This window comes from Paractinoplanes toevensis (genome assembly GCF_018332695.1).
Lineage (GTDB): Bacteria > Actinomycetota > Actinomycetes > Mycobacteriales > Micromonosporaceae > Actinoplanes > Actinoplanes toevensis.
Genome location: NZ_BOQN01000051.1, coordinates 115228 through 130119, shown reverse-complemented (window position 1 = coordinate 130119; position 14892 = coordinate 115228). Strand labels below are relative to the sequence as shown.

13 protein-coding genes and 1 pseudogene are annotated in these 14892 nt (G+C 70.3%); 7 read left to right on the top strand and 7 right to left on the bottom strand.

Annotated elements, in window-relative coordinates:
* Nucleotides 1–62: 62 nt before the first annotated feature.
* The gene (locus tag Ato02nite_RS19610) at nucleotides 63–818 is read left to right on the top strand and encodes a peptidylprolyl isomerase (RefSeq protein WP_213008015.1); all 756 of its coding nucleotides are present in this window, start codon (nucleotides 63–65) and stop codon (nucleotides 816–818) included.
* Between the two features lie 37 nt (nucleotides 819–855).
* Here Ato02nite_RS19610 and Ato02nite_RS19605 read toward each other — a convergent pair whose 3' ends face one another.
* From Ato02nite_RS19605 to Ato02nite_RS19585, 5 genes are all read right to left on the bottom strand, one after another.
* Complete coding sequence (locus tag Ato02nite_RS19605; RefSeq protein WP_213008014.1) at nucleotides 856–2148, bottom strand: serine hydrolase domain-containing protein; 1293 nt, start codon at nucleotides 2146–2148, stop codon at nucleotides 856–858.
* A gap of 62 nt (nucleotides 2149–2210) precedes the next feature.
* Nucleotides 2211–3398 (bottom strand): endonuclease, encoded by a 1188-nt coding sequence (locus Ato02nite_RS19600; RefSeq protein ID WP_213008013.1) that lies wholly within the window; start codon nucleotides 3396–3398, stop codon nucleotides 2211–2213.
* Between the two features lie 78 nt (nucleotides 3399–3476).
* Complete coding sequence (locus Ato02nite_RS19595; protein WP_213008049.1) at nucleotides 3477–4916, bottom strand: ATP-binding protein; 1440 nt, start codon at nucleotides 4914–4916, stop codon at nucleotides 3477–3479.
* Nucleotides 4917–4993: 77 nt separating this feature from the next.
* Nucleotides 4994–6199, bottom strand: coding sequence for a fatty acid desaturase family protein (locus Ato02nite_RS19590; protein WP_213008012.1), 1206 nt, complete (start codon nucleotides 6197–6199; stop codon nucleotides 4994–4996).
* Nucleotide 6200: 1 nt separating this feature from the next.
* Complete coding sequence (locus Ato02nite_RS19585; RefSeq protein WP_213008011.1) at nucleotides 6201–7277, bottom strand: ferredoxin reductase; 1077 nt, start codon at nucleotides 7275–7277, stop codon at nucleotides 6201–6203.
* A 90-nt stretch (nucleotides 7278–7367) separates the two neighbouring features.
* Between Ato02nite_RS19585 and Ato02nite_RS19580 the strand changes: the two genes are divergently transcribed.
* On the top strand, nucleotides 7368–8540 hold the full coding sequence (locus tag Ato02nite_RS19580; RefSeq protein ID WP_246607207.1) for a PucR family transcriptional regulator: 1173 nt from the start codon (nucleotides 7368–7370) through the stop codon (nucleotides 8538–8540).
* Nucleotides 8541–8680: 140 nt separating this feature from the next.
* The gene (locus Ato02nite_RS19575; protein WP_213008010.1) at nucleotides 8681–10036 is read left to right on the top strand and encodes a beta-xylosidase; all 1356 of its coding nucleotides are present in this window, start codon (nucleotides 8681–8683) and stop codon (nucleotides 10034–10036) included.
* 44 nt (nucleotides 10037–10080) lie between these two features.
* On the opposite strand, the gene Ato02nite_RS19570 is transcribed toward Ato02nite_RS19575, so the two are convergent.
* A complete protein-coding gene (locus tag Ato02nite_RS19570) occupies nucleotides 10081–10707 on the bottom strand; it encodes a PaaI family thioesterase (protein WP_213008009.1) in 627 nt (208 codons plus the stop codon).
* Nucleotides 10708–10801: 94 nt separating this feature from the next.
* On the opposite strand from Ato02nite_RS19570, the gene Ato02nite_RS19565 reads away from it, so the two are divergent.
* Nucleotides 10802–11233, top strand: coding sequence for a type II toxin-antitoxin system Rv0910 family toxin (locus Ato02nite_RS19565; protein WP_213008008.1), 432 nt, complete (start codon nucleotides 10802–10804; stop codon nucleotides 11231–11233).
* A 7-nt stretch (nucleotides 11234–11240) separates the two neighbouring features.
* Here Ato02nite_RS19565 and kstR read toward each other — a convergent pair whose 3' ends face one another.
* The gene (kstR, locus tag Ato02nite_RS19560; protein ID WP_213008007.1) at nucleotides 11241–11852 is read right to left on the bottom strand and encodes a cholesterol catabolism transcriptional regulator KstR; all 612 of its coding nucleotides are present in this window, start codon (nucleotides 11850–11852) and stop codon (nucleotides 11241–11243) included.
* 108 nt (nucleotides 11853–11960) lie between these two features.
* Between kstR and Ato02nite_RS19555 the strand changes: the two genes are divergently transcribed.
* The 3 genes and pseudogenes from Ato02nite_RS19555 to Ato02nite_RS51690 form a co-directional block, all read left to right on the top strand.
* The gene (locus Ato02nite_RS19555) at nucleotides 11961–12917 is read left to right on the top strand and encodes an acyl-CoA dehydrogenase family protein (protein WP_213008006.1); all 957 of its coding nucleotides are present in this window, start codon (nucleotides 11961–11963) and stop codon (nucleotides 12915–12917) included.
* Complete coding sequence (locus Ato02nite_RS19550; protein ID WP_213008005.1) at nucleotides 12898–14031, top strand: acyl-CoA dehydrogenase family protein; 1134 nt, start codon at nucleotides 12898–12900, stop codon at nucleotides 14029–14031. Before Ato02nite_RS19555 ends, Ato02nite_RS19550 begins: the two co-directional genes overlap by 20 nt.
* Nucleotides 14028–14891, top strand: a pseudogene (locus Ato02nite_RS51690) (bifunctional MaoC family dehydratase N-terminal/OB-fold nucleic acid binding domain-containing protein); the annotation flags it as partial. The gene Ato02nite_RS19550 and the pseudogene Ato02nite_RS51690, both read left to right, overlap by 4 nt.
* Nucleotide 14892 lies beyond the last annotated feature (1 nt).

Here is a 14892-nt window from a genome sequence, read left to right as displayed (position 1 = left end):
CGGTCACGGGGCCGGCCTCTGCGTCGCTTGACGTATCTACCTCTGTCGATTAGACCGGTCTGATGTCCAGATATCGTCTGCCCGCCCTGCTGGTGATCACCCTCGCCGTGGGGCTCGGGCTCGCCGCCCCCGCGGCGGCCTCCGCGAGCGCACCGTCGCCGACCACGGTTGCGAGCTCGCCGTCGCCGACCGGCCCGACCGCCGGCCCCTGCGCCTACACGCCGACCCCCGACGAGCCGGCCGCCCGCCCGGTCGGGCTGCCACCCGACCCCCGGCACACCCCCGCGCGCGGCAAGGTCCGCGTCGTGTTGCGCACCAACCTGGGCGCGATCCCTCTGGTGCTGGACCGGGCCGAGGCGCCGTGCACGGTGCAGAGCTTCCTGCACCTGACCCGGAGCCGCTTCTACGACCGGACGATCTGCCACCGGCTCACCACGTACCCCACGCTGTCGGTGCTGCAATGCGGCGACCCGTCCGGCACCGGTGAGGGTGGCCCCGGCTACCGCTACCGCGACGAACTCCCGACCGACCTGCCGCCCGCGCCGACCGACCCGACCGGAGCCCGCAAGGTCTACGCCCGAGGCGTGCTGGCCATGGCCAACGCCGGCCCGGACACCAACGGCAGCCAGTTCTTCCTGGTGTACGCGAACTCGGCGCTCCGCCCGAACTACACGATCTTCGGCGAGATCACCCAGCCCGGCCTGCGCACCCTGGACCGGATCGCGGCCGGCGGCGTCACCCCGACACCCGAGGACCCGGCGCCACTGGACGGCCCACCGGCACTACGCACGGAGATCCGCGTCGCCCACCGCGGCTGACACCACCGGGTGCCGCCGTCGAGCCGGTCGCTGATCATCAGGCGATGCGGCAGGCGGCGGCACCGTCGTGCAGGAAGCGGGCGCGGCCGAGCCGGTCGGCGCCGACCAGGGACAGGACCTGGTGGCGGCCGGACTCCGACTCGACGGTGATGACCGAGTTCTCGTCGAGGCGGACGACCTCGACGCGGTTCGCGGACCCACCGGCCCCGTTGCGCGGGCGGTAGGTGAGGAACGCGCGCCCGTGCTCGCTGGTGAGCGTGATGTCGTACCGGGTGGATCGGTAGGTGCCGCACATCCGGCTCGCATCGATCGCGGCCGGGTTCGCGGGCGGCACGGGCAGCGGCGCCGTCGCGACGCCGGCCAGGTCCCGGAGCGCCGCCCCGAAGATCTCGTAGGCCAGTGGCTCACCTCCCGTGCTGTTGGTCAGCACGGCCACCGCGACACCGGCCGACGGGGCGACGCGAAGGAATGCCTTCTGTCCCTTGGAGACGCCGGTGTGGCCGACGACGCCGCCCTGGTGGAGCATCCAGCCGAGCCCCCAACCGGTGACGCCGCCGCCGAAATCCGGGACGGATTCGACCTGGGGTTCGCGCAGTGCCGCCAGCGCATCGTCGGTGAGGTGCAGGCGGACGAACTCCAGCAGGTCGCGTGCGCTGGTGGCGAGGTGCGAGCCGCTGGGCGCGCAGTAGTAGGAAACCGCCCACTGTTTCGTCGGAACGATCTCTCCGCCGGCAAGGACGTGACCGACCGCGGCGCGCTTCAGGATGGCCTCGTAGGTGTCGGTAGCCACGGTGCGCAGGCCCAGAGGAGTGATCAGGCGTTCGCGGAGCACGTCGTGGAAGGGCTTGTCGCGCAACACCTCCACCAGCCGGCCGAGCACCACGTACCCGCTGTTGGAATAGGAGAAGACGGTGCCGGGCGGCAGGAGGTGGTCCGCCTCGGCGAGGGTGGCGACGAACTTCTCGATGGCGTCGTCGTTGCGGCCCGTGTCGGTGAAGTGGTTCCCGTCGATCCCGCCGGTGTGGGTGAGCAGGTGGCGGGCCGTCAGTGACGCGGTGGCGGCCGGATCGCTGAGCCGAAAGCCGGGCAGGTAGTCGCGAACGGGCCGGTCGAGATCCAGCACCCCGTCGCCGACCAGTTGCTGGATCAGTGTGGCTGTCCAGATCTTGGTGATCGAGCCGATCTTGAACACCGAGTCGGTCGTGGCCTCGACCCGGGTTCGCAGACTCAGCACGCCCGCGGCCTCATCCCGGATCTCTCCGTCGGCCAGGACGGCGACCTGTGCGCCCGGCACCCTGTGCTTCGCGACGAGCTCGCCCAGGTTCCACATCCCGCCAGGCTAGTTCGGCGGAAACAGCCCGGCCGCGAGCGACCGGGCTGCCCTCTCGTCGGCTAGCCGAAGATCGACGAAACCCACTCGGGGTGGTCGATGAACGGGTTGCGGTTGTGCTGGTAGCTGGCGTAGATGACCTGGTTGCGGTTCTTCTCGAAGGAGTCCGGCGGGTCCTGGGCGTTCCAGGTGAGCAGGACGGAGAGCTTGCCGATGTACGGGTTGCTGCCGTTCGAGACGGAGTTGTTGACCTCGAGGTCGGCGAAGCCGTCGTCGCCCTCGTAGCGCACCGCCATGTAGAAGATCATGCGGGCCACGTCGCCCTTGACGGCGTTGCGGGGCTCCCAGGAGTCCGAGTCGGTGTAGTTGCCGGGGGCGCCGGTGGCCGCGCTGCCGCCGGTGTCGAAGTCCTTGTTGTCGCGCAGCGCGTTGACCGCCACGTCCTCCGGGCGCAGGTGGTGCAGGTCGGTGCCGGGGCCGGCGGTGGTGCCGAAATCGCCGTGCGACTTGGCGTAGACGTGCTCCCGGTTCCAGTCGCCGGAGTCGCCGCCGTTGAGCGTCTTGGACCGGCTGATGCCCGAGTAGAGCAGGATCACGTTCGACGAGTTCGACGGGTCCTGGTCGGTGACCTTCAGGGCGTTCCAGACCCCGTCGTACGACAGCTTGGTGACGCCCGTCGAGATGATCGTGTGCAGGGCGTTCTTGAGGCTGTCACCCGACTTGCCGATGGCGTTCGCGTAGTAGGTGTCGGTGGAACTGGAGGACGTCGGCGTCGCGGTCGGCCCGCTCGTCGGGCTCGTGGTCGGGCTGGAGCCGCCGGCGGTCATCGAGGTCGGCGACTTGAGGCCCGCGTGCGAGAAGTACGCGGTCAGCGTCCCGGTCACGGTGATCTGGGTGCGCATCCGGCCCGGGTTGGTGAGCAACCCGAACGACGACCGGTAGGCGCTGGTGATCTGCACGTACAGCATCGAGCCGGTGCTGGTCTGGGTGCTGCTGTCGGCCAGCGCGAGCGCCGTGTCCCCGGTGAAGCTGCTGGTCCGAACGGTGCTGGTGGCGGTCGGTTCACCGACGACGTAGCCGGTGACGGTGCCGGTCCCGCCGGTCTGACTAGCGATCGCCTGCGCGACCGTCATGCTGGCCGCCGCGGTAGCGGCAGGCGTGCGGATGAAGGTGACCACGAGGGCCAGGACGGCGAGCAGAGCGGGCACGGTCAGCGCCGCCCTGCGTCGATGGCGGGTCTGCGCGATCATGGGCGCTCCGATCACCAAGGTATATAGATGGCGATCAGCCTATGGAGCGGCACTCTGCAACCCGTCATACCATGTTTGTCATACGGGCCAGGCGGACACGACTTCGCCGGGGCCCCACACGACATCCACCGCGTCGGCCGGCAGGTCCGCACCCGAGCGGGTGACAGCGATCAGCCCGGTGCTCGACCCGTCGAAACCGGGCACGAGGCGGGCGTCTTCCTGGAGTTGGCGCAGGTCGTGCGCATCGAACGGGGTCCCCAGCCACTTCAGCGACCCGCAGAAGTGAATCCGCGAGGCGACCGGCGCCCGGTCGGCACCCACCAGGTCGATCTCCGGGTTGAATTGCCGGTTCCACCAGCCGCCGACGACCTGGGCGTCCGGCCAGGGCAGCGACCCGGTGACCGTGGCCTGCTCCAGCGACGCACGGATCAGTGGCTCAACCGCCCGGCCGCGCCAGCTCGACCATCGGTTCTGGAACAGGGTGAAGCCGGTCCCGGGCCGGCCTCGCAGGGTCAGATTGTGGACCTCGCGCAGAATGGCGAGGTAGAGGCGTAGGTTGCTGTCGGCGATCCGGTACAGGGCGGGCTTGCCGCTGCTTGTCGACAGCGGGTGGTCGATCGCCAGGACCTGCTTGTCCTCGGTGAGCTGTCGCAACAGCGGGGACAGGGTTCCGGAGCTGACCGTCCCCTCACGTCCACCGGCCGTACTGGCGATGTTGGCAAAAGCGCGGGCGTCACCACCGACCGCTTCGACGACGCGCCGCGCGACGTCGGGATTGGGAAATTCCGAGGCGAGAGACTGTTCCGGTACGGCGAACAGCGGTGACGCCGGGTCAGCAAATTCGTCGCGGAGATAGTCATCGGCGGCTGTTCCGGACGGCCAGCGCAGCAGGATCCCGGGCAGGCCGCCGGTGATCAGGTGCGCATCGATGGCGTCGGAACCAGTGAGGCCGGTCGCGGCGGCGGTCTCGGCGAGGTTCAGCGGGCCGAGCACGAGGTTGTCGGCGCGGCCGTAGAACGGCCGGTCGTACGCAGTGAGGCGCTGCATCATGTGCAGGTCGCTGCCGAGAAGCAGCAGCAGGACCGGCCGGCGGGACAACAGTCGGTCCCAGACCACCTGCAGCTGCCCGTCGAACGTGTCGTCCTGCTCGGTGAGCCACGGCACCTCATCGACCACGACGATGCACGGTCCGTCCGGCAGCGCCCCGGCGAGCAGGCGCAACATGTCACCCCAGCCGCCGGACGGAGGCGTGCCGGGAAGCAAGCCGTGGTCGTTCGGCAGGTCGGACTCGGACAGGTCGGCGAGAAACTGAGTCGTCGATTCGGTGACCGATGCGCCTTTGACGGCGGTGAAATACAGGTAGGGGAGGCCGGAACGGTCACAGAGCTCTTGGACGAGGCGCGACTTACCAACCTGGCGGCGGCCGCGAATCGCGACGGCCAGCCCGGTCCCGGCCCGCGTGATGTGGTCGATCCGCTTCGTCAGCAAGGACAACTCGGTGCGTCGGCCGACGAACACGGCAGCCTCCCGTGAATAGATTGCTTCTAGGTAGATGACATCTACGTAGAAGCAATCTACATCAACGGACCGAGGGATCAGGGCGCTGCGGTCTCGGCTGCCGGGCTGAGGGGCGTTGTGGGGACTTCGGCTCGGCGCCAGCGGGCTGCGGTGGCCGGGGCCTTCTTCTCGATCGGGCGGCGGATGGCTGCCTCGCCCCGGTTGGGCAGGGAGAGCCGGATGACCTTCCACCAGGCCGACGCGACCTGCTTGGGCAGTGGGCCGGTGGTGTAGGTCAGCCCGTACCGCTGGAAAAGGTCTTTGATCCTGGGGGCCACCTGGTGGTACCGGTTGCTCGGCATGTCCGGGAACAGGTGGTGCTCGATCTGGTGGGACAGGTTGCCGGTCATCAGGTGCATGGCCTTGCTGCCGCTGATGTTGGCCGAGCCGAGCATCTGCCGCAGGTACCACTCGCCGCGGGTCTCGCCCTCGATGGACGTCTTCTCGAACGTCTCGACGCCGTTGGGGAAGTGGCCGCACATGATGACCGAGTGGGTCCACAGGTTGCGGACCAGGTTGGCGACCGCGTTGGCGGCGATCGTGTGCAGGAAGGACGGACCGGACAGCGCCGGGTGGATGATGTAGTCCTTGAGGACCTGCTTGCCGATCTTGCGGCGGGTCTGCTTCAGCCGGGCGCGGAAACCGGGGTCCTGGCGGCGCTTCTTGGTGGCCAGGTTCTTGCCCAGCTCGAGGTCGTACGCGGCGATGCCGTATTCGAAGAAGCAGGCGTTGACGAAGTTCCAGAGCGGCTGGCCCAGGTAGAGCGGGATCCACTTCTGGTCCTCGTCGACGCGCATGATGCCGTAGCCGAGGTCGTTGTCGCGGCCGACCACGTTCGTGTAGGTGTGGTGCAGCTCGTTGTGCGAGTGCTTCCACTGCTCGGACGGGGAGGCGTTGTCCCACTCCCACTTCGTCGAGTGGATCTTCGGGTCGCGCAGGAAGTCCCACTGGCCGTGCATGATGTTGTGGCCGATCTCCATGTTCTCCAGGATCTTGGCGATCGACAGGCCGGCCGTGCCGACCAGCCACGCCGGCGGGAACAGGGAGAACAGCAGGATCCCGCGGCTGCCGAGTTCGAGCCCGCGCTGCCAGGCGATCACCCGCCGGATGTAGGCGGCGTCCTTCGCGCCTCGGCTCGCCATCACCTCGTCGCGGATGGCGTCGAGCTCGATGCCGATCTGCTCGATGTCCTCGGGCGTGAGGTGGGCGACGGGGCTGGTCTTCTTGCGCTGGATCGTCGTCATGTCATCCTTCGATGGTGCAGGGGCCGGCGGCGGCCGAGATGCAGGGCTGGATCGGGATGTTGTCGCCCGGCTCGGCGACGGTGAGCCGGCCGTCGCGCAGGTCGCGCACGGCGCCCTCACGCAGCGGCAGGACGCAGCTGAAGCAGATGCCCATCCGGCAGCCGGACTTCATCAGCACGCCGGCGGTCTCGCCGGAGTCGAGGATGGGCTCGGTGCCGTCGGTCTCGACGACGGTGCCGGACTTGGTGAACGTGACCGTGCCGCCCCCGCCGTCGGTGAGCAGCGTCGGGCGGAACCGCTCGGTGCGCAGCCGGTGGGCGGCACCGCCGTCGGCCCAGTGGGTTTCCAGGTCGTCGAGCATCTCGTTCGGCCCGCAGGCCCACGTCTCGCGCTCGAGCAGGTCGGGGACGAGTTCGGCGATGTCGGCCGGCTTGAGGCGGCCGGAGTCGGAGGCCCGGGTGTGCCGCTCGATCAGCCGGATCCGGCCCTCGGCGGCCAGGCCGCGAAGTTCCAGACCGAAGACAACATCCTCTTTGGTACGGGCTGAGTGCACCACGACCACGTCGGTCATCTCGTGCAACGCGCTGCGCAGCATGCCCATGACCGGGGTGATGCCGCTGCCCGCGGTGATGAACAGTGCCTTCGCCGGCCGGGTCTCGTCGAGCCGGAACGCGCCGGTGGGCGGGTCGAGGTGCAGGATCATGCCGCGCTTGACGTTGCGGACGAGCTCGGTGCTGACCGCTCCGCCGGGCACGGCGTTGACGGTGATGGTGATCCGGCCGTCGCTGCGCCAGGGCGGGCTGGTGATCGAGTAGGAGCGCCAGAGGCGTACGCCGTCGACGTCCACGCCGAGCCGGACGTACTGCCCGGGCTCGTGCCGCACCCAGCCGCGGCCCGGCCGGAGCACCAGGGTGACGCTGTTCGACGTCTCCGGGCGCACGGCCTCGACCTTGGCGCGCAGCACCTGCGCGTTGCGCAGCGGTGCGATCACGTCGAGGTAGTCGGCGGGCACCACCGGCGTGGTGATCAGTTCGACCACGCGCCAGGCGCCGGCCCCGAGGGTACGGATAACGGCCACGTAACAAGCTTCCTGTGCGCCCGGGGGTAGGTGCCTGACCGCTCGAAGTGAATCTGGTCGTGTTTTTTGTTCGGCTGGTACAAACGTAGGGTGACAAACCCCCTGCCCGACGTCAAAGCCTTCCGGTTGTCGCCGGAAGTGGTCGCGCCGCTACGGGAGCGGCTGCCGCACGTGGCCACCCAGACCATCGACGCGATCATGACCGAGGTGCCGGCCTACGCCGAGGCCTTCGCCGGTGATCTGGGCGCGAAGATCGAGCGAGCGGTCCGCACCGCGCTGGGTGCGTTCCTCGGTCTGGTGTCCCGCCCGCACGGGCCCGACCCGCAGTCCCCGCTGGGCCCGGCCCTCCAGGCGGCCTACGCCCTCGGCCGCGGGGAGGCCCGCAACGGCCGCAGCCTCGACGCGCTGCTCGGGGCCTACCGGGTCGGCGCCCGGGTCTCCTGGCACGAGCTCGCCGCGATCAGCGTCGCCACCGGGCAGCCGGCCGCGATCATCGCGCACTTCGCCGAGCTGGTCTTCGCCTACATCGACGAGCTCTCCGCGGCCAGCGTCGCCGGGCACGCCGACGAGCTCGCGTCCTCCGGCCGGGCCCGGATCCGCCATCTGGAGCAGCTCACCCAGGCCCTGCTGGCCGGCGAGACCGAGCACACGATCATCGCGGCCGCCCAGCGTGCCGACTGGTCGCCACCGCAGACCCTGACCGCCGTCCTCGTTCCCGAGCACGCCGCGCGCACGGTGGTTGACCTGCTCGACCGCCGCACGCTGTCGTTGAGCGAGGCCGGACCGGACTTCTCGGTGCTGCTGGTCCCGGACGCCGACGGATCGCGGGCCGCGATGCTGGGCCTGTTGCGCGGCCAGACCGCGGTGGTCGGCCCGGCGCGCCCCTGGCTGCGGGTGAAGGCGTCGTACGACCGGGCGGTGCGCACCATGGAGATCCCGGGCCTGCCCACCGGCAACGTCGTCAACACCGAGGACCACCTGGCCGCGCTGGTGCTGACCGCCGACCCGCAGGCGCTCGCCGACCTGCGGGCCAAGGTGCTGGAACCGCTGTCCGGCGACTCCTCGGCCGAGAAGCTGACGGAGACGCTGCGGAGCTGGTTGCGGCATCAGGGGCGGCGCGAGGAGGTCGCGGCGGAGCTGTTCGTCCACCCGCAGACCGTGCGGTACCGGATGACGCGGCTCCGGGAGCTCTACGGCGACCGGCTGCAGGATCCGGAGTGGATCTCCGCGCTGTTCATCGCCCTGTCGGTCCCCGCCGCCTAGGAAACTGGTGTTTCCGAGCAACATGCCCGTAACACTATTGACATCGATGTATTCACCTACTTGGCTGGAGGAAACAGTTTTCCCGCTGCGCCGACGAGGTCGGTCAACTCCCACGGCGGCTTCCCCCAAGGAGCTGGCAGATGCGGAATCGATGGCTGCGGCTGATCGCCGTACCCGTGCTGATCGTCCTTGCTCTTGTCGCCCAGCCCGCCGGGCCGGCCCTGGCCGCGGTGGAGACCCTGACCGTCGACATGACCGCCTACGGCGGGGCGCCGACCTACCGGGCGTCCGGCTTCATCTACGGTATCTCGCAGAGCGGCGCGTCCCCATCGGCGTCGCTGCAGAGCCAGATCAAGGTCAAGGTGATGCGGGCCGGCGGCTCGCAGATCGGGTGCCCCAACGGTGGGTACGTGAACGGCGGCTACACCGCGCGGTGGAACTTCATCAAGGCCTACTACGCGCGAGCCAGGGCCACCGGCGCGAGGTTCAGCCTGCTGCTGTCCGGCATGTGGGGCTCCGACGGGGTCTGCAACGTGCCGCGCTGGCCGGGTGACAGCGGCAACTGGACCGAGTACACGAACTTCGTCAACCAGCTCATCGCGGACGCCAAGGCGAACGGCATGACCGGCTCCGACGTGCGCTGGGACCTGTGGAACGAGCCGAACATCTTCTTCTGGGGCCGCACCCAGGCCCAATACCTGGAGATGATCCGCCGCGGCACCCAGCTGGTGCGGGCCGCCATCCCCGGCGCGGTGCTCGAAGGCCCCAGCTACGCCGGCGTGCCCACCTCGTCGAACTCGTGGTGGACCACCTACCTCGACTACGTCAAGGCCAACAACGTCGTGCCGAACATCATCAGCTGGCACGACCTGCCCGGCGACCCGGCCACCGACGCGGCCAACCTGTCCGGCATGCTCTCGTCCCGCGGCATCACCATCAGCGGCACCTCGGTCAACGAGTACGGCGCGTTCGGCGACGAGCAGCAGCCCGGCCCCTCGGCCTGGTACATAGCCCGGCTCGAACGCTGCAACTGCGACGGCGCCCGGGCGAACTGGGGCATGGTCGGCCAGACACCGTCGCTGTACGACACGTTCGGCTGGCTGGTCACGGCGAACGCGAACCAGCCGATGGGCCAGTGGTGGGTCTACAAGCGCTACGCCGACCAGACCGGCCAGCGCACGAAGATCACCGCGAGCTCGAGCCACGACGGCACCGTGTTCCAGGACTCGTCGGCCCGTAGGTCGGTCGCGGTCTACGGCGCGAAAGCCGGCGGAGCGCAGGGCGCCATCGACATCCGCTACACCGGCATCCCGTCCTGGCTGGTCACCAGCGGTTCGGTGAACGTACTGGTGGAACGGTTGCCGTCGACCAACGCCTACGTCAGCGCGCCTGCCGTGGTGTCCAACACCCGGGTGACGGTGAGCGGCAGCGCGATCACCGTCCCGGTCAATTGGACCAACGCCAAGGATGCGTACGCGGTGACCCTCACGCCGTAGTCGCCCGCTGCCCGGCCCTTCCGTCATCGGGGCCGGGCAGGGGTTCAGGCCTCGGTCTGCAGGACCGGGCCGAACAGGCGGCGGGTCTGGTCGGCTCGCAGGCCGACGAACGTGCCGGAGGCCGAGACCAGGGTCGTGCCCGGCTCGGCCTCCGTGGCGATGGTGCCGGTCGCGGTGACCCGGCGGCCGTCCACGTGCCGCACCTCGGCGGTCAGCCGCAGCGGGGTCAGCAGCGGCACCGGCGCGCGGTAGACGGTGTCGAGGCGGACCGTCATCCCGGGGTTGCCGGAGGCGACCACCGCGTGGCCGAGGATCTGGTCGAGCAGCATCGCGCTCACGCCGCCGTGGGCGAACCGTGGCGGGCCCTCGAACGCCAGGCCGAGCGTGCACCGCCCGATCGCCACGCCGGCTACCACCTCGATGCGTAGCGGCGGTGCCAGGGCGCTGCCGCCGCCGGTGACCGGGTTGTACATCCGCACGCCGCCGAGCAGGTCGTCCGCGCTCGGCAGCGTCGACCGGCCGCGGGACCGCTCGCCCAGCCGCGCGGCGATCTCGCGAAGCTCGGCGGCCGCGCGGAGCAGGTCGCCGGCCGGCATCTCGGTGGTGGTGGCGTGCTCGGCGAGCGTCCGCAGTGCGTCGCCCAACTCGGTGATGGCCTCGCGTCGTTTCACATGGACAGCATCGCCGTCGGCGAGCGGGCGGAGCTAGTGAATCAAGTCACACTGCTATAACCTGTTCTAGTTACTCGGGAAGAGGAGGAGCGCGATGGCCAAGGTGACCGTTGAGGCCGATGCCAAAGCGGATCCGCAGCGGGTCTGGGAAGTGCTGTCGACCCCGTCACGGGTCCCGGAATGGAACACGATGCACGAGGGATTCACCGGTGACGTGCCGGCGACTCTCGACGAGGGCACGACCTACAAGCAGAAGGTGAAGCTGATGGGCATGCCCGCCGAGATGGCCTGGCGGGTGACCACGGCGGCGGCGCCGGGGCGGCTCGAGCAGAACGGCGACGGGCCGATGGGCGTCAAGGCGAAGAACCTCTTCGTGATCGAGCCGAGCGACGCCGGCTCACACATCACCTACGAGATGGAGTTCATCGGCCCGGCGCTGAAGGGCCCGATGGCCGGCATGCTGGAGAAGCAGGCCGGCGCCGCGGGTCAGCAGGCTCTGGCGAAACTGGTGGCGCTGGTCGAATAGGCGGCGCCTAGCGCAGGAGCAGGCGGCTGGCCAGTTCCAGGTGGTTGACCACGTCGTTGGCCGAGGCGCGGCGGGTCACCCAGGCCACCAGGTTGGACAGCCACACGTCGCCGATCACGCGAGCCTTGGCCCGGTCGTCGGCGGTCGGCTCGCCGTCGGTCATGGCCCGGGTGAACATGTCCTCCATCAGTCGCGCGACCGCGTTGACCTCGGCGCTCGCGGACGGGTCGGCGAACATGAAGGCCCGGGTCATCGCCTCGGTGAGCAGCGGCTCGCGCTGCATCGCCCGGGTCACCATGGCCAGCACGAACTGCATGCGCTCGTGCGGGGTGTCGCCGGGGATCGGCTTGCGCTCGAGTTTCTCCTGGATCTTCTCCAGCTCGAGAGCCAGCGCCGACACCAGCAGGTGGATCTTCGAGGGGAAGTAGCGGTAGAGCGTGCCCAGGGCGACCTCGGCGCGCTCCGCGACGGTGCGCATCTGAACCGCGTCGTAGCCGCCCTTGGAGGCCAGCGACAACGTCGCCTCGAGGATCCGGCGCCGCCGGTCACGCTGGGCGGCCGAGCCGTCCAGGGCGGTGAGTGCGGTGGTCGTACTGGTATTTGTTCTCGGTGTTGCCATGGCTACCCCTCGCGGCCTGAATCGTCTCCCCAGCCTAGCAACGCGACGTTGACAACCTGTTGCGCCGGGCGCTGTTCCCGGCAAACTGAAACGTGTTCTAATGACGGAATGGGTCCGGACTTCGCGCTCGACGACGATCAGGAAGCGATCGTCCGCCTCGCCGATGAGGTGCTCAGCGACAACGACGACACGCCGGAGCGACTCTGGAAATCCCTCGGCCAGGCCGGTCTGCTCGGCCTCTCGGTGCCGGCCGAGCTGGGCGGCGCGGGGCTGGGCGCGATGGCGACCGGGCTGCTGCTCACCGAGATCGGGCGGCACGCCGCCCGGGTGCCGGCCTGGTCCACACTGGCCCTCGGCGTGCTGCCGGTGGCCCGCTGGGGCACTCCCGAGCAACAGCGCGATCTGCTGCCTCGGGTGCTGGCCGGACAGGTCCTCACGGCCGCCCCGGGCGAGCCGGTCACGGCCACCGAGGACTGGCGGCTCACCGGCACCTGCCACGAGGTGCCGGACGCCGACCGGGCCTACCGCGTCCTCGTCCCGACGAACCGGGGCGTGGCCCTCGTCGATCCCGCGCACGCGACGCTGTCGCGGACCCCGACCTCGGCCGGGACCGACGAGTTCTCGCTTCGGCTCACGGAGGTCGCCGGCGAGCCGCTGGCGGGGGCCGACCTTCGGCGGTACGCGGTGGCCGGCGCCTGCGCGCTCGGCGACGGCGCGCTGGCCGGGGCCCTGCGGATGACCGCCGACCACGTGCGCGACCGGCACCAGTTCGGCCGCCCGCTCGCCACCTTCCAGGCGGTGGCCCAGCAGATCGCCGACGTCTACATCGCCTCCCGCACGATGCACCTGGCCGCCCTCGCCGCCATCTGGAGCGATGCGGATCTGTGGACCGCCGCCTATTGGTTGTGCAGCGAGGCCCCGCCGGCCCTGCGCACCTGTCACCACCTGCACGGCGGGCTCGGTCTGGCCGCCGACTACCCGCTGCACCGGCACACCGCGCTGATCCGTGACCTGGTCCGGCACCTGCAACGGCTGGGAGCCCTCGATGTTCATCGACCTGAGTGACGAGCAGAAGGCTTTGCGGACGCGGCTACGTGCGTACCTTCAGAAGGTTTTGACCGTCGAGGAGCGGGCGGCCGTGCAGCGGGAGCGGCACGGCGCGGTCTACCGCGACCTGGTCCGGCGGCTCGGCCGGGACGGCTGGCTCGGGCTCGGTTTCCCGGAGCGGTTCGGCGGTGGCGGGCTCGGCCCGATGGAGCAGCAGATCTTCGTGAACGAGGCGGCCCGCGCCGACGTGCCGCTGCCCGCGGTCACCCTGCAGACCGTGGCGCCGACGCTGCTCGCGCACGGCTCGGCGGAGCAGCAGGAGTTCTTCCTCCCGCGAATCCTGACCGGGGAGATCCACTTCGCGATCGGCTACACCGAACCGGAGGCCGGCACCGACCTGGCCGCGCTGCGCACCCGGGCGGTCCGCGACGGCGACGGGTACGTGGTGAACGGCCAGAAGATGTTCACCACCGGCGCGCACGACGCCGACTACCTGTGGCTGGCCTGCCGCACCGACCCGGACGCGCCCCGGCACAAGGGCCTGTCCATCCTGATCGTCGACACCGCCGACCCGGGCTACTCGTGGACGCCGATCATCACCTCCGACGGCGCGCACCACGTCAACACCGTCTACCTCACCGACGTACGGGTGCCGGCGAACCGCCTGGTGGGCACCGAGAACGGCGGCTGGCGACTGCTGACCGCGCAGCTCAACCACGAGCGCGTGATGCTGGGTCCGGCCGGCCGCTTCGGCGCCTTCATCGATCGGGTACGCGCGTGGGCGGGCACCCGGGATATCCCCGAGGTGGAGCGCGCCCTGCTCCGCGCGGAAGCCTGCCGCCGGGTGAACGAGCTGCTCAACTGGCAGGTGGCGGGGACTTCGTTGAACGCCGCGGACGCGTCGGCCACCAAGGTCTTCTCCTCGGAGCGGCTGCTGCGGATCGGCCAGGAGCTCGAGGAACTCGTCTGGCGGCACGGCGACCCCACCGACCCGGCCACCGCCGAACTGCTCACCTGGCTCGACCTGCAGGCCAAACGCAACCTGGTGCTGACGTTCGGCGGCGGGGTCAACGAGATCCAGCGGGAGATCATCGCGTCGGCCGGGCTCGGGCTGCCGAGGGTGCCGCGATGACCGACCCGATCAGCACCGCCGCGCACCGGATCGCCGCGGCCGGCCTGTCCCCGGCCCGGACCGCCCGGGACCCGGTCAACCGCCCGGCGATCCGGGACTGGCTCACCGCGATCGGCGACGACAACCCGGTCTACGAGCGGGACGGCGTCGCCCCGCCGGCGATGGTGCAGGTGTGGACGATGCGCGGGCTGCGGCCGCGCGACGAGGACGACGATCCGCTGCGCGCGATGTCGGCCGTGCTGGACGAGGCCGGCTACACCTCTGTGGTGGCGACCGACTGCGCCCAGACCTACCACCGCTACCTGCGGGTCGGCGAGACCGTCGCGGTGCGTACCCGGCTCACCGACGTCACCGGGCCCAAGCGCACCGCGCTCGGCGAGGGCTGGTTCTTCACCACCGAGAGCGTCTGGGAGGTGGCCGGCGAGCCGGTGGCCGACATGCGGTTCCGGATCCTGAAATTCCGCCCGGAGGCGGTTCCTCAGGTCGAGCGGCAGGCTCCGATCCGGCCGGTGGCCGGCCCGGACACCGCGTTCTTCTGGGCCGGGATCGAGGCCGGCGAGCTGCGCATCCAGCGCTGCGGCGAATGCGGCGCGCTGCGCCACCCGCCCGGTCCGGGCTGCCCGCGCTGCGGTGCCTTCAAGCCGGCGTACGCCGTCGCGGCCGGCACCGGACGCATCCACAGCTACGTGGTGCACCGCCATCCGCCGCTGCCCGGCCGCCGATCGCCGGTGGTGGTCGCCCTGGTCGACCTGGACGAGGGGGTGCGGATGGTGGGAGAGCTTCTGGACGTACGCCCGGACGAGGTGCGCATCGGTGCCGAGGTGCGGGTCGCCTTCGCGGACGGTCTGCCCGTCTGGCGCC

Coding starts and splice junctions, on each gene's coding strand:
- Ato02nite_RS19610 (WP_213008015.1), top strand. CDS start 63: ATGTCCAGATATCGTCTGCCCGCCCTGCTGGTGATCACCCTCGCCGTG.
- Ato02nite_RS19575 (WP_213008010.1), top strand. CDS start 8,681: ATGCGGAATCGATGGCTGCGGCTGATCGCCGTACCCGTGCTGATCGTC.
- Ato02nite_RS19600 (WP_213008013.1), bottom strand. CDS start 3,398: ATGATCGCGCAGACCCGCCATCGACGCAGGGCGGCGCTGACCGTGCCC.
- Ato02nite_RS19590 (WP_213008012.1), bottom strand. CDS start 6,199: ATGACGACGATCCAGCGCAAGAAGACCAGCCCCGTCGCCCACCTCACG.
- Ato02nite_RS19605 (WP_213008014.1), bottom strand. CDS start 2,148: ATGTGGAACCTGGGCGAGCTCGTCGCGAAGCACAGGGTGCCGGGCGCA.
- Ato02nite_RS19550 (WP_213008005.1), top strand. CDS start 12,898: ATGTTCATCGACCTGAGTGACGAGCAGAAGGCTTTGCGGACGCGGCTA.
- Ato02nite_RS19555 (WP_213008006.1), top strand. CDS start 11,961: ATGGGTCCGGACTTCGCGCTCGACGACGATCAGGAAGCGATCGTCCGC.
- Ato02nite_RS19565 (WP_213008008.1), top strand. CDS start 10,802: ATGGCCAAGGTGACCGTTGAGGCCGATGCCAAAGCGGATCCGCAGCGG.
- kstR (WP_213008007.1), bottom strand. CDS start 11,852: ATGGCAACACCGAGAACAAATACCAGTACGACCACCGCACTCACCGCC.